The sequence below is a fragment of the Comamonas aquatica NBRC 14918 genome (assembly GCF_000739875.1).
Taxonomy (GTDB): domain Bacteria; phylum Pseudomonadota; class Gammaproteobacteria; order Burkholderiales; family Burkholderiaceae_C; genus Comamonas; species Comamonas aquatica.
Genome location: NZ_BBJR01000054.1, coordinates 1 through 12,922, shown reverse-complemented (window position 1 = coordinate 12,922; position 12,922 = coordinate 1). Strand labels below are relative to the sequence as shown.

The window sequence follows — 12,922 nt, the reverse complement described above, 5'->3', positions numbered from 1 at the left end:
GATCCAGCAAACGCTGACAGCTCCTTATTTTTTAAACCATGACCACTCCACGCAAAGGCATTATTCTGGCGGGCGGCTCGGGCACACGCTTGCACCCGGCCACGCTGGCCATCAGCAAGCAGCTGCTGCCGGTCTATGACAAGCCCATGATCTATTACCCGCTGAGCACCCTGATGCTGGCGGGCATCCGTGAGATCCTGATCATCAGCACCCCCCAGGACACGCCGCGCTTCACGCAGCTGCTGGGCGACGGCAGCCAGTGGGGCCTGAACCTGCAGTACGCCGTGCAACCCAGTCCGGACGGACTGGCCCACGCCTTCCTGATTGGCGAGCAGTTCCTGGATGGCGCACCCAGCGCCCTGGTGCTGGGCGACAACATCTTCTATGGCCACGACTTCCAGAAGCTGCTGCGGGATGCGGATGCGCAGCAGACCGGCTCGACCGTGTTTGCCTACCACGTGCAGGACCCCGAGCGTTATGGCGTGGCCGAGTTCGATGCCCAGGGCCGCGTGCTGTCGCTGGAGGAAAAGCCGAAGGTGCCCAAGTCCAACTACGCGGTGACCGGCCTGTACTTCTATGACGCGCAGGTGGTGGAGCTGGCCAAGTCCCTCAAGCCCTCGGCGCGTGGCGAGCTGGAGATTACCGACCTGAACACGCTGTACCTGCAGCAAGGCCAGCTGAATGTACAGCTCATGGGGCGTGGCTATGCCTGGCTGGACACCGGCACGCACGACAGCCTGCTGGAGGCGGGACAGTTCATTGCCACGCTGGAGCAGCGCCAGGGTCTGAAGGTGGCTTGCCCCGAGGAGATCGCGTTCCGCGCCGGCTGGATCGATGCCGCCCAGCTGGAACAGCTGGCCCAGCCGCTGCTGAAGAACGGCTATGGTAAGTACCTGGTGCAGTGCCTGAAAGGCAGCATGCGATGAAGGCCACGCCCACCCGCATTCCTGACGTCATGGTGGTGGAGCCCAAGGTGTTCGGCGATGCCCGCGGCTTCTTCTACGAAAGCTTCAACCAGGCGGCGTTCAATGCCGCCACGGGCACGGCGTTCACGTTCGTGCAGGACAACCACAGCCGCTCCAGCCAGGGCGTGTTGCGCGGTCTGCACTACCAGTTGCCGCCACACGCCCAGGGCAAGCTGGTGCGCGTGGTGCGTGGTGCGGTCTGGGACGTGGCGGTGGACATTCGCCAGGGTTCGCCCACCTTCGGCCAGTGGGTGGGCGAAGAACTCACCGAATACAGCCACAAGCAGTTCTGGATTCCACCCGGCTTTGCGCACGGCTTCGTGGTGCTCAGCGAGAGCGCGGATTTCCTGTACAAAACCACGAACTACTACGCACCGCAGTCGGACCGGGGCATCGCCTGGAACGACCCGGACCTGGACATTGCCTGGCCGAACCTGGGCATGGACTTTGTGCTGTCGGACAAGGATCGGCAGCAGCCGGCCTTGCGGCAGGCCGAGGTGTTCACGCTGTAAGAGGCATCCAGGGCGGCGCACACGCGCCTCGGGCGACGTGGTGCGTCCTCGTGCCGCTGGGCCATCACTGCTTCCAGGGCTGCCGTGGCAGCCCTTGGGCTGTGTGGGGTGACGGCGGGGGCTGCCACGCCGTCAGGCGTTCTGGGCCACGCTCCACACCAGCACAGCGATGATCAGGGCCGCCACCACGGCCAGGGCGATCTTCACCCAGCTGTACGGCCGCTCGCCGGCGATCGCACCGGTGTAGCCATTCGCCACGATCTGGTAGTTCTGGCTGCCGTAGGTATAGCCCACCAGCCACACCGGCACCAGCACGTGCTTGAAGGTGCGGCTGCTGTAGGTGCGCTGCACCTGCAGGTTGCGGTAGGTGTCGCCGGGGATCTGGCGTGCGCACAGGGCGCGAACCTCGGCGTCCATGTCCTGCTCGTTGAGTTGGGCGGCCTTGCGCAGGTCCACCTGGTAGCGTTCCACCGTCCAGCCGCGCACGAATTCGGGGGTGTAGGGCTGCAGGTGCGTGGTGGTGGGGAAGGGTTCGACTTGGCGCAGCAGTCCGGTGTGCACGCCCACGGTGCCGGGCACCAGGGCATCATCGAAGAAGTGGCGCAGGCTGCCGGAGGCCGATTCCCAGCGCACATGGCGCACCTCGCGCGTCTGCGTGTTGCCGCTGGCGTCGCGGTAGGTCTCGGTGGTGGTGTAGTAATAGCCGGCCTCGGCCTGCCAGCGGGCGCTGACGTGGGCGTCAAACGTCCAGTAGGGCAGGTAGACGCCGTGCAGCGTGTCCGTCAGCGCGGCGTGCTTGAGCTTGTTGGGCGCAAACCAGCGACTGCCGTACCACTGGCGGATGCGGTCGCGGATCTGGCCGTCGCTGATCTTGAAGGGCAGGATGCTTTGCGGCGTGATGGCGTCGCTGCGTTCTTCGTGCGCGACGATGGACGGTGAGCCGCAGAAGTCGCAGCGCTGGGCCACGCGTCCGTCGACGAAGACCGAAATCGCACGGCAATTCTGGCATTGCACTTCGTAGCGCTGCGGCCCCCAGCCGCGCCCGTTCTGTGGGTTGCGCAGGGCCTCGGCCAGGTCCTGTTCGACCACGGCCTGGCCCAGCTCCTCGCGCACCTCCTCGCTCCACGGCACCACGGTGCCGCAATACGGGCATTTCAGCGATTGCGCGCGGGCATTCCATTCCAGGTTGGCGCCGCACTCCGGGCAGGGGTGCTTGCCCACCATGGAGGGCGGGGCCGCATCAGGGGCTGCAGTGTAGGCAGAGGCAGGGGTATCGGTCACGGCAGGATGGCCACAGGGCGCGGAAAACAGCGGGGGCACCGCGCAGGGCGGGCTGCCGCGCTGCGGTTCACGATAGGAACGCCGCGCAGCGGCAGTGCGGTGCAGGGTGGGCTCAGCCCTGGAGGAATTCGTCCAGGGCGGCCTGCGCAATGCGCCAGTTGGCACCGATCTTGCGGCCCTTGAGGTGGCCGGCCTCCAGCTCGGCCAGCACGTCGGCCACGTCCACGCCCAGCAGCTGGGCGGCCTGCTCTGGTGTGTAGACCAGCAAAGCCGGGGCGGCGCCGGCTGGCGTGGCCTGGGCAGCTTGGGCGGCCTGGGCCGCGGCGGGCGAGAAGGCATCGTGCGCCCCCTGTGTCCCCAAGGCCGGCTGGCCGGCGGCCGCCGCGGGCTGCTGCATCTGTTTCATCATCTCCTGGGCCATGCCAAAGCCCATGGCCATGGTGGCAGGCAGGGTGGCTGCCGCCGCGCCTTCGCCGCCGCTGGCCATGGCCTGGCCCATCTGGTACTTCACATAGTCGTTGAGGTTGCCGATGGCGCCCATGCTGGAGCGCTTGTCGATGGCCTGCTCCACCTCGGGCGGCACGGAGACGTTCTCCAGCACGAAGCTAGTCACCTCGATGCCGTACTTCTCGACCATGGCCGGGTTGATGATCTGCGCCAGCGCCTGGCCCAGGTCGCCATAGCGTGTGGCCACGTCCAGCACCGGCACCTGGGCCTTGGCCAGGGCCTCGGTGAAGACGCTGACGATGCGCGAGCGCATGGTGTCGGCAAACTCGTCGATGCGGAAGTTCTGGTCCGTGCCCGCCACTTCCTTGAGGAACAGCGCGGGCTGCACGATGCGGAAGTCGTAGGTGCCGAAGGCGCGGATGCGCACCACGCCAAAGTCCTTGTCGCGCATCAGCACGGGGTTGGAGGTGCCCCACTTATTGCCCGTGAACAGGCGCGTGTTGATGTAGTAGACGTCGCACTTGAAGGGCGACTGGAAACCGTACTTCCAGCCCAAGATGGTGGACAGCACGGGCACGTTCTCGGTGCTCAGCGTGTGCTTGCCGGGGCCGAACAAGTCGGCGTACTGGCCGGCGGCCACGAACTGCACCTGCTGCGATTCGCGCACGATCAGCTGGGCGCCGTTCTTGATTTCCTTGTCGTCGTCCGGCCAGCGGTAGGAGAGCGTGTCGCGCGAGTCATCGGTCCATTCGATGACCTCGATCAGTTGGTTCTTGATGATGTTGAACAGGTTCATGCCACGCCTCGCCCGCAGGGTTACAGGAAAAAGATGGAAAACATTGTAGGGGCCGGATACGCCGCCCCTGGCGGGGGTGTTTTCAAAAAATGTAGCTGTTTGCGTACGTCCGTCGGGTGTTTTGAAGTCATTTCGATTGAAAGCCATTGAAAAACAAGCGCTATCAGCTCACTTTTTGATGCAAGCCGGCCTGCCGGGCGCTGCGGCGCCGAGGCCGGCTGCGTCAAACCCCGGCCCGCGGGCCTAAAATCGCTGTTTTACGCGCCCGTGCGCGGCACCCTGCGTGCCCGTTGGCCGAGCGCATCCACACCGACCCCAACGCGCCCGCGCCGCGCACCAAGACACCTTCTGAAGTCATGCTGACCTTCCAACAAATCATTCTGAAACTGCAGTCCTACTGGGCCGAACACGGCTGCGCACTGCTCCAGCCCTATGACATGGAAGTCGGCGCCGGCACCTCGCACACCGCCACCTTCCTGCGCGCCATCGGTCCCGAGCCCTGGAAGGCCGCCTACGTGCAGCCCAGCCGCCGCCCCAAGGACGGCCGCTACGGCGAGAACCCCAACCGCCTACAGCACTACTACCAGTTCCAGGTGGTCCTCAAGCCCGCGCCCGACAACATCCTGGAGCTGTACCTGGGCTCGCTCGAAGCCCTGGGGTTCGATCTGAAGAAGAACGACATCCGCTTCGTCGAAGACGATTGGGAGAACCCCACGCTGGGCGCCTGGGGCCTGGGCTGGGAAGTCTGGCTCAACGGCATGGAAGTGACCCAGTTCACCTACTTCCAGCAGGTCGCCGGCATCGACTGCAAGCCCGCCACGGGCGAGATCACCTACGGCCTGGAGCGTCTGGCCATGTACCTGCAGGGCAAGGAATCGGTGTACGACCTGGTCTATACCGACGGCCTGAGCTACGGTGACGTGTTCCACCAGAACGAGGTGGAGCAGTCCACCTACAACTTCGAGCATTCGAATGCCGAGTTCCTGTTCAGCGCTTTTGCGGCCCACGAAGGCACGGCCAACCAGCTGATCGACGCGCAACTGGCGCTGCCGGCGTATGAGCAGGTGCTCAAGGCCGCCCACACCTTCAACCTGCTGGACGCGCGCGGCGCCATCTCGGTGACCGAACGTGCCGCCTACATCGGCCGCATCCGCAACCTGGCGCGCGCCGTGGGCAAGAGCTACCTGGACAGCCGCGCGCGCCTGGGCTTCCCCATGGCCCCCAAGGCCCATGCCGAGGAAGTGCTGGCCGAGCTGGCCAAGGCCGCCGAGCAGCAAGCAAAGAAGGTCGCCTGAGCGCGCCGAGCGCACTGTGCGCCCCGTGTCCATCGATTAACGCATTAATTGGCCGTCAGCCCTTATTCAGTAAGCGCTGGCAGCTATCAAAACACCATGAACGCATCCAATCTGCTTGTTGAACTGTTTGTCGAAGAGCTGCCCCCCAAGGCCTTGCAAAAGCTGGGTGAGGCCTTTGGCGCCGTGCTGTTCGAGCAACTCAAGGCCCAGGGCCTGCTGGCCTCCAGCGAATCGCGTCTGACTGCCTACGCCTCGCCCCGTCGCCTGGCCGCCCACATCACCGAAGTGCTGCCCCAGGCCGAAGACAAGGCCGTGTCGCAAAAGCTGATGCCCGTGGCCGTGGGCCTGGACGCCGCAGGCCAGCCCACGCCCGCGCTGCTCAAGAAGCTGGCGGCCCTGGGCGCCGATGCCTCCGCCGTCGCCGGCCTGCAGCGCCAGGGCGAGGGCAAGGCCGAGGCCCTGTTCTACACCTCCACCGTCAAGGGCGTGGTGCTGGCCGATGGCGTGCAAAAAGCACTGGACGAAGCGATTGCCAAGCTGCCCATTCCCAAGGTCATGCGCTACCAGTTGCAGGACGGCTGGACCAGCGTGAACTTTGTGCGCCCCGCCCACGGCTTGGTCGTGCTGCACGGCACGCAAGTGCTGGTCGGCGTGAAGACGCTGGGCTTGACCGCAGGCAACGCCACGCACGGTCACCGCTTTGAAGCCAAGGTCGACCCCGTCGTGATCCACAACGCGGATAGCTACGCGGAGCAGCTGCGCGAAGAAGGCGCCGTGATCGCCAGCTTTACCGAGCGCCGTGCCGCTATTGCGCGCCAGCTGCAAGCGGCTGCCGAGCGTGTGGGCGGCGGTGTGCGCCCGATTGACGATGCCGCGTTGCTGGACGAAGTGACCGCGCTGGTCGAGCGCCCCAACGTGCTGGTCTGTGAATTTGAAAAAGAATTCCTGGCCGTGCCGCAGGAATGCCTGATTCTGACCATGAAGGCCAACCAGAAGTACTTCCCGCTGTTGGATGCGAACGGCAAACTGACCCACCAGTTCCTCATCGTCAGCAACATCAGTCCTGCCGATGCATCGGCTGTGATTGGCGGCAATGAGCGCGTGGTGCGCCCCCGTCTGGCTGATGCCAAGTTCTTCTTTGACCAAGACCGCAAGAAGACGCTGGAAAGCCGTGTGGAAGGTCTGGGCAAGGTGGTCTATCACAACAAGCTGGGCACGCAAGGCGAGCGCGTAGAGCGCGTGCGCGCCATTGCCAAGGCCATTGCACAGCAACTGGGCGATGCACAGCTGGTGGCGCAGGCTGACCTGGCCGCCAAACTGGCCAAGACTGACCTGGTGACCGATATGGTGGGCGAATTCCCCGAGCTGCAAGGCATCATGGGCCGCTACTACGCACTGAATGACGGTCTGGATGAAGCTGTTGCAGACGCTATTGAAGACCACTACAAGCCCCGCTTTGCCGGTGATGAACTGCCCCGTGGCGATGCAGGTGTGGTGGTGGCGCTGGCTGACAAGCTGGAAACCCTGGTCGGCATGTTCGGCATTGGTAACCTGCCCACCGGCGATCGCGACCCCTTCGCCCTGCGCCGCCATGCGCTGGGCGTGATCCGCATGCTGGTGGAAAAAGACCTGCCGCTGGATCTGGACACCTTGCTGGCCAGCACCCTGCCGGCCTTCGGCGACAAGATCACCGATGCGACCGCCCAGTTGCAGGAATTCTTCTACGACCGTCTGTCGGTCAGCCTGCGTGAACAAGGCTATACCGCGCAAGAAGTGGAAGCCGTGCTGGCTCTGCGCCCACAGCGCCTGTCGGATGTGCAAAAACGCCTGGAAGCCGTGCGCGCCTTTGCCGCACTGCCAGAAGCACAGGCACTGGCCGCTGCCAACAAGCGTGTTGGCAATATCCTGAAAAAGGCCGAAGGCGATATTCAGGCACAGGTCAATGAAGCGCTGCTGGTGGAGCAGTCTGAAAAAGACCTGTACGCCGCCCTGCAAACCGTGGCCCCCAAGGCACAGCAGCAGTTTGAATCAGGCGACTACACCGCCAGCCTGCAAACTTTGGCGGCCTTGCGTGCGCCAGTGGATGCTTTCTTTGAGCATGTGATGGTGAATGCGGAGGATGCTGCTCTGAAGGCTAACCGTTTGGGCTTGCTGGCTACGCTGCATGAGGCGATGAACCGGGTGGCGGATTTGGCGAAGTTGGCGGTGTGAGATTTTTGAATTAACTTGCTGGGCTGGCAATATGAGTTTGTTTCATTGGATCGATTTTTCGCCGCTAGGAGATGAGCGCGGCTCATTGGTCGCGCTGGAGGCGGGGAGCACCGTTCCTTTCCCGATTAAGCGCGTGTACTACATTTTTGGAACCAAAGAAGGTGTATCTCGTGGCTTTCATGCACACCGCCAGCTACAGCAAGTTGCGGTCTGTGTAACAGGTAAATGTCGCATGGTCTTGGATAACGGGAAAAAACGAGAAGAAGCTTGGCTGGATAGTCCCACTAAAGGCGTCTTGATTCAAGACATGGTCTGGCGAGAAATGCATGATTTTTCGCCAGATTGTGTACTTTTGGTGCTGGCGAGTGAGCATTATGATGAATGTGACTATATTCGCAATTACCAAGATTTCTTAGATGTTTTAAAAAAATGATTGTTATCGCTGGGAAAAATAATATTGCCGTCAAAGCTTTAAATTTTGCTTTGGAAAATTTTAATGATGATTTGGCAGTTGTTATTAATGAAAATGATTTTGGTGAGGACGGGTGGCAATGCTCTCTCAAAAAGCATGCGATAAAAAATAACGTCGATGTAATTTCATTGAATGAAGCTTATGAAAGAGCGGATGTTTTTCTAAGTCTGGAGTTTGATAAAATTGTTTCTCCAGAGAGTTTTAAAAAAAGTAACTATTTTAATGTACATTTCTCAAAACTACCAAGTTACAAAGGAATGTATACTTCTGTATGGCCATTGCTAAATAATGAGCAGGAAACAGGGGTGACACTGCACAAAATTGATTCTGGAATCGATACAGGAGATATAATTGCTCAGAAAAAAATTCGTATTAGCGATGAAGATAGAGCAAGAGACCTCTATATAAAATACTTGAAAAAAGGATATGAAGTTTTTTCGGAAAATATAGAGCAGCTGTTACGAGGAGAATTTTCTTCAGAACCTCAGCGTCCTGTGAATTCTAGTTATTTCTCCAAAAAAAGCATTGATTTTTCATCTTTAAAAATTGATTTGTTAAAGACGGCTTTTGAAATAAAAAAACAAATATATGCATTTAGCTTCAGGGAATATCAGTTGCCGCTTGTCTATGGAAGGAGAATTGCGGAAGTTGAAATATTAGAAGAAAAAAGCAGAAAGAGGCCTGGGGGAATTTTAGAAGAAAATGAAAGATTTATAAAAATATCAACTATAGATTTTGATGTTAAGTTATATATCGATAAGATCGATAAGATTGGTTTATTTTCAGATTGTAAATCATTTGAAGTTGATGATTTGCTAAAGGGTCTTTGTGGTGCTCATGATCGCAACAAATACGGATGGTCACCAATAATTATTGCTGCATATAATGGTAATTTCGATGCCCTTCAGAAATTATTAGAGAGATCAGCAGATATAAATGACACGAATTATAAAGGGACAACGGTCTTGATGTATGCAAAAGATTGGTCATTGAGGAATAAAGATAATTTTTTATTTAAATTTTTGCTGGAAAATGGTGCTGACACAGAAATAAAAGACTTTTCTGGTAAAAATATTTATGACTATATAAATTTAGAAGAAGCAAAATTTTTGGGTATTTAAATGATTGACTTTTTAAGTTTAAAAGATATAAATCAGAAATATCGCGACGAACTAGTTGCCGCATGCAGTCGCGTTATCGATTCTGGCTGGTATATCTGCGGTAACGAGTTGCTCCAGTTTGAAAAAGAATTCACGCAATTTTGTGGAACAGAGTATTGCATAGGTGTAGCTAATGGGCTGGATGTTTTAAGCTTGACGCTGCGTGCTTGGATGGAGCAGGGCAAGCTGAAAGAAGGCGATGAGGTGCTTGTTCCGGCCAATACCTATATCGCCAGCATTCTGGCGATCAGTGCCAATGGCTTAACACCTGTGCTGGTAGAGCCGGACGCACAAACTTTTAATCTGTCGCCAGCGAATGCCAAAGCAGCGATCACGGCCAAAACCAAGGCCATGCTGCCAGTGCATCTATATGGCCAACTGGCTGATATGCCAGCGTTGATGGAAATAGCAGAGCAGCATCAATTACTGGTGCTAGAAGATGCAGCACAAGCACATGGTGCAAGCATTGACGGGCGAAAAGCTGGCAATTGGGGTCATGCTGCAGGCTTCAGCTTTTACCCTGGCAAGAACTTAGGTGCATTAGGTGATGCCGGCGCTATTACCACCAATGATGTCGAACTGGCACAAACTTTGTGCGCATTGCGCAACTACGGCAGCCATGAAAAATACAAAAACCTGTTCAAAGGTGTGAATAGCCGCCTAGATGAAATTCAGGCCGCCATGCTGCGCGTAAAGCTCCAATATTTGGATCAAGACACGCAGCACAGACGTGTGATTGCAGATATTTATCGCCATCACATCCATAACCCTGTTGTACAACTGCCCCAGTGCAGCTTGGCAGAGCAGCATGTATGGCACTTGTTTGTCATACGCACCGCCCATCGCACAGCACTGCAGCAGCACTTGGCAAGCCAAGGTATTCAAACCCTCATTCATTACCCGATTCCCCCGCATCAACAGCAGGCCTATCAGGAGTGGAATGCGCGCAGCTACCCATTGACGGAGCGTTTGCACCAGGAGGTGCTCAGCTTGCCGATGGGGCCAACACTCACAGAAGACGAGGCCATGCAAGTGGTTGCAGCAGTCAATAGCTTTCAACCTGTATGACGCTGATAAAAACCAGTCTGCTAAATGCCATAGCGGTTGCCATAAAAATGCTGACCATGCTGGGCATCAACAAAATATTGGCGATTTATGTGGGGCCAGCCGGTTATGCTGCAATAGGTAATTTTCAAAATGCCGTGCAGATGATCACCACGCTAGGCAGTGGTGCCATCAATACAGGTGTTACCAAATACACAGCTGAATACCACGCGGATGAGGCTGAACAGCGCAAAGTGTGGCAAACCGCTGGGACCATTGCATTAGTTGGTTCTATTGTCACTGGCTTGCTGGTGGCCGTGTTTAACCGGGAATTGGCAGACTGGTTTTTGAGTGATGATCAATACGGAAGTGTTTTTATTTGGTTTGGTCTGACGCTGGTTTTTTTTGTTTTTAATACTTTATTGCTTGCCATATTAAATGGAAAAAAAGAAATAAAGCGCTATGTCATCGTAAATATAACGGGGAGCTTTTTTTCTCTGATCGTTAGTGCGCTGATGATTGTGCAGTTTGGGCTGTATGGAGCGCTGCTGACACTGGCAATCAATCAATCTTTGGTGTTTTTTGTGACCTTGGCATTGTGTTACCGTACCACATGGTTCAAGCTGAAATATCTGGTGGGTGCCATAGATAGGCAATCTGCTATCAACCTTGGTAAATTTACTGCAATGGCTGTGACGAGTGCAGTGACTGTGCCGGTCAGCCATATCATGGTACGCAATCTCCTAGGTGAAAATCTCGGATGGGACGCTGCTGGATATTGGGAAGCCATGTGGCGACTGAGTGCTGCATATCTGATGTTTGTCACAACAACATTAGGTGTTTACTATCTGCCACGCTTGGCTGAATTGCAGGACCCTGAAGATATTAAAAAAGAAATTATTCAGGGCTATAAAATCATCTTGCCGGTTGCTGCAGCTTGCGGTCTTGTTATTTATTTGTTGAGAGATTTTATTATCAATCTGCTATTTAGCAAAGAATTTATGCCCATGCGCGAGCTTTTTGGCTGGCAGATGGTGGGGGATACGCTGAAGATTGGGAGTTGGATTTTGGCGTATGTGATGTTGGGAAGAGCTTTGATAAAAACATTTATAGTAACAGAAATAATTTTTTCTTTAGGATTTTTTCTGTGGACGTGGATTTTGCTAAATTATTTCGATGCAAATGCTCCAGTCGTAGCACATGCAATAAACTATGGGGTTTATTTGGCGCTGATGTTTTTTGTGATATATAAAATATTGAATGCAGAAGAAGATGAAAGATAATAATCCTTTGGTTTCAGTGGTTGTTCCTTGCTTTAATCATGAAAAGTTTGTGCAGGAATGTATTCAAAGTATCATTGAGCAAGATTACAAAAATATTGAGCTAATAGTTATTGATGATGGCTCTAAAGATAAATCTGTTGAGATAATTAAATCGTTAATATCGGATTGCAGAAAAAGATTTAAAAAATTTATATTTTTATACCGAGAAAACAAGGGTTTGTGCGAAACACTTAATGAGGCAATTGAATTATGTTCAGGTAAGTATTTTTGCTGCCTTGCCTCTGATGATATTATTTACAAAGATAAAATTTCATATCAAGTCAGTTATCTAGAAGCGCACACCGAAAGCCTGGGTGTTTTTGGTGGTGTAGAGATTATTGGTTTAAATAGAAGTGAAGTTTTAAAGACAAAAAGAGTGGTTAGATCCAAGTTCGATGATATTTACTTGCATAAACATTTATTGATGGCACCGACACAAATGCTTAGGTTGGATGCTGTAAAAAATGCTGGTGGGTTTAATAAAGATTTTTTGATTGAAGACTGGTATATGTGGCTTGCGCTGACAAAGAATGGTGGAACGCTTGATTGTGTTGATAAAGTTTTTGCAAAGTATAGAAGGCATGAGGACAATATGTCTTCTAAATTTGATTTAATGCATAAAGGAAGAATGCAAATTATTAATTTTTTTAAAAACAAAAATTATAATAGAGCATTTTCAAATATTCATTTGATTCGATCTCAAGAGATTGTGAGGAAAAATCTTGGAGAGGCTTTCAGTAGTTTAATTGTTGCACTAAGAAGTAGTAAGGAAATTATTTTCAGCAAATTATTTTTTCGTACATTAATAATATTAATTGTTCGTGGTATTTTTAGAATTGGCAGGAGTTAATGTATTGGATTAACCTTGAAGTACCAATATCGGCGCATGTCAAGATAGTTGTCGCGTCATTTATGCCGCTAGACGTATTTTTTGCGTGATGCTTTCGATCCTTTCTGGGTTCAAGGCGACAGCTTCGATGGGCTGCCAATTTCTGGTGTGACGGCTCCATCGGGCAGGTCGGTTTTGCTTGGCTTGTTCATAGACCTGATGGCGCTGAGCCAAGATAGCTTTGTCTTGACCCGTATGGCGCTGCTGCGGTGTCACAAACTGAATGCCGCTGTGGCGGTGCTCATAGTTGTACCAGTGCACAAACTCTGCCGCCCACTGCCGTGCGCTGGCTAAATCACAGAACCCTCGAGCTGGATATTCGGGGCGGTACCTGGCGGTTCTGAACAACGATTCCACAAAGGCGTTGTCGTCGCTGACCCGAGGCCTTGAGTATGAGGGTTTGATCACCAGCCAATGCAGCATGGCCAGCACTGTCGTGGCCTTGAATGCGCTGCCGTTGTCTGCGTGCAGTACTGGCCGCTGATGTGCTGGGAGATGCGCAATTGACTCAGCCAGCGCTGTGCTGTA

At 54.7% G+C, this 12,922-nt stretch carries 12 protein-coding genes; 9 read left to right on the top strand and 3 right to left on the bottom strand.

Annotated elements, in window-relative coordinates:
* Positions 1-38 precede the first annotated feature (38 nt).
* Positions 39-926 (top strand): glucose-1-phosphate thymidylyltransferase RfbA, encoded by an 888-nt coding sequence (gene rfbA / locus CA2_RS12935; RefSeq protein ID WP_042417910.1) that lies wholly within the window; start codon positions 39-41, stop codon positions 924-926.
* Positions 923-1,477: a dTDP-4-dehydrorhamnose 3,5-epimerase gene (gene rfbC, locus CA2_RS12930; protein ID WP_042417907.1), complete on the top strand. Its 555-nt coding sequence runs from the start codon at positions 923-925 to the stop codon at positions 1,475-1,477. Before rfbA ends, rfbC begins: the two co-directional genes overlap by 4 nt.
* Positions 1,478-1,609: 132 nt before the next feature.
* On the opposite strand, the gene CA2_RS12925 is transcribed toward rfbC, so the two are convergent.
* Together CA2_RS12925 and CA2_RS12920 are read right to left on the bottom strand one after the other, a co-directional pair.
* Positions 1,610-2,758, bottom strand: coding sequence for a TFIIB-type zinc ribbon-containing protein (locus tag CA2_RS12925; RefSeq protein ID WP_245620960.1), 1,149 nt, complete (start codon positions 2,756-2,758; stop codon positions 1,610-1,612).
* 112 nt (positions 2,759-2,870) lie between these two features.
* Positions 2,871-4,001 (bottom strand): SPFH and helix-turn-helix domain-containing protein, encoded by a 1,131-nt coding sequence (locus CA2_RS12920; protein ID WP_042417901.1) that lies wholly within the window; start codon positions 3,999-4,001, stop codon positions 2,871-2,873.
* Positions 4,002-4,357: 356 nt separating this feature from the next.
* Here CA2_RS12920 and glyQ point away from each other — a divergent pair, with 356 nt between their 5' ends.
* The 7 genes from glyQ (at position 4,358) to CA2_RS17635 (ending at position 12,355) form a co-directional block, all read left to right on the top strand.
* Entirely contained in the window at positions 4,358-5,296 is a 939-nt protein-coding gene (gene glyQ, locus CA2_RS12915; protein WP_042418015.1) for a glycine--tRNA ligase subunit alpha, read from the top strand.
* Positions 5,297-5,392: 96 nt separating this feature from the next.
* On the top strand, positions 5,393-7,507 hold the full coding sequence (glyS, locus tag CA2_RS12910) for a glycine--tRNA ligase subunit beta (protein ID WP_042417898.1): 2,115 nt from the start codon (positions 5,393-5,395) through the stop codon (positions 7,505-7,507).
* Between the two features lie 31 nt (positions 7,508-7,538).
* The gene (locus CA2_RS17650) at positions 7,539-7,940 is read left to right on the top strand and encodes a sugar 3,4-ketoisomerase (RefSeq protein WP_081889000.1); all 402 of its coding nucleotides are present in this window, start codon (positions 7,539-7,541) and stop codon (positions 7,938-7,940) included.
* Positions 7,937-9,100: a formyltransferase family protein gene (locus CA2_RS17645; RefSeq protein WP_081888999.1), complete on the top strand. Its 1,164-nt coding sequence runs from the start codon at positions 7,937-7,939 to the stop codon at positions 9,098-9,100. The genes CA2_RS17650 and CA2_RS17645 overlap by 4 nt, the downstream gene beginning before the upstream one ends.
* Complete coding sequence (locus tag CA2_RS17640; RefSeq protein ID WP_081888998.1) at positions 9,101-10,207, top strand: DegT/DnrJ/EryC1/StrS family aminotransferase; 1,107 nt, start codon at positions 9,101-9,103, stop codon at positions 10,205-10,207. It begins immediately after the preceding gene.
* The gene (locus CA2_RS12895) at positions 10,204-11,466 is read left to right on the top strand and encodes an O-antigen translocase (protein WP_042417889.1); all 1,263 of its coding nucleotides are present in this window, start codon (positions 10,204-10,206) and stop codon (positions 11,464-11,466) included. The genes CA2_RS17640 and CA2_RS12895 overlap by 4 nt, the downstream gene beginning before the upstream one ends.
* On the top strand, positions 11,456-12,355 hold the full coding sequence (locus CA2_RS17635) for a glycosyltransferase (RefSeq protein WP_169741478.1): 900 nt from the start codon (positions 11,456-11,458) through the stop codon (positions 12,353-12,355). Before CA2_RS12895 ends, CA2_RS17635 begins: the two co-directional genes overlap by 11 nt.
* Positions 12,356-12,415: 60 nt before the next feature.
* Here the strand turns inward: CA2_RS17635 and CA2_RS17630 are convergent.
* Positions 12,416-12,922 (bottom strand): integrase core domain-containing protein (locus tag CA2_RS17630; RefSeq protein ID WP_156106052.1); only part of this gene is annotated, 507 nt, incomplete at its 5' end.

Excerpts from the sequence above, each read along its gene's own strand:
- rfbA (WP_042417910.1), top strand. The coding sequence starts at position 39 with ATGACCACTCCACGCAAAGGCATTATTCTGGCGGGCGGCTCGGGCACA.
- rfbC (WP_042417907.1), top strand. The coding sequence starts at position 923 with ATGAAGGCCACGCCCACCCGCATTCCTGACGTCATGGTGGTGGAGCCC.
- CA2_RS12920 (WP_042417901.1), bottom strand. The coding sequence starts at position 4,001 with ATGAACCTGTTCAACATCATCAAGAACCAACTGATCGAGGTCATCGAA.
- glyQ (WP_042418015.1), top strand. The coding sequence starts at position 4,358 with ATGCTGACCTTCCAACAAATCATTCTGAAACTGCAGTCCTACTGGGCC.
- glyS (WP_042417898.1), top strand. The coding sequence starts at position 5,393 with ATGAACGCATCCAATCTGCTTGTTGAACTGTTTGTCGAAGAGCTGCCC.
- CA2_RS17650 (WP_081889000.1), top strand. The coding sequence starts at position 7,539 with ATGAGTTTGTTTCATTGGATCGATTTTTCGCCGCTAGGAGATGAGCGC.
- CA2_RS17645 (WP_081888999.1), top strand. The coding sequence starts at position 7,937 with ATGATTGTTATCGCTGGGAAAAATAATATTGCCGTCAAAGCTTTAAAT.
- CA2_RS17640 (WP_081888998.1), top strand. The coding sequence starts at position 9,101 with ATGATTGACTTTTTAAGTTTAAAAGATATAAATCAGAAATATCGCGAC.
- CA2_RS12895 (WP_042417889.1), top strand. The coding sequence starts at position 10,204 with ATGACGCTGATAAAAACCAGTCTGCTAAATGCCATAGCGGTTGCCATA.
- CA2_RS17635 (WP_169741478.1), top strand. The coding sequence starts at position 11,456 with ATGAAAGATAATAATCCTTTGGTTTCAGTGGTTGTTCCTTGCTTTAAT.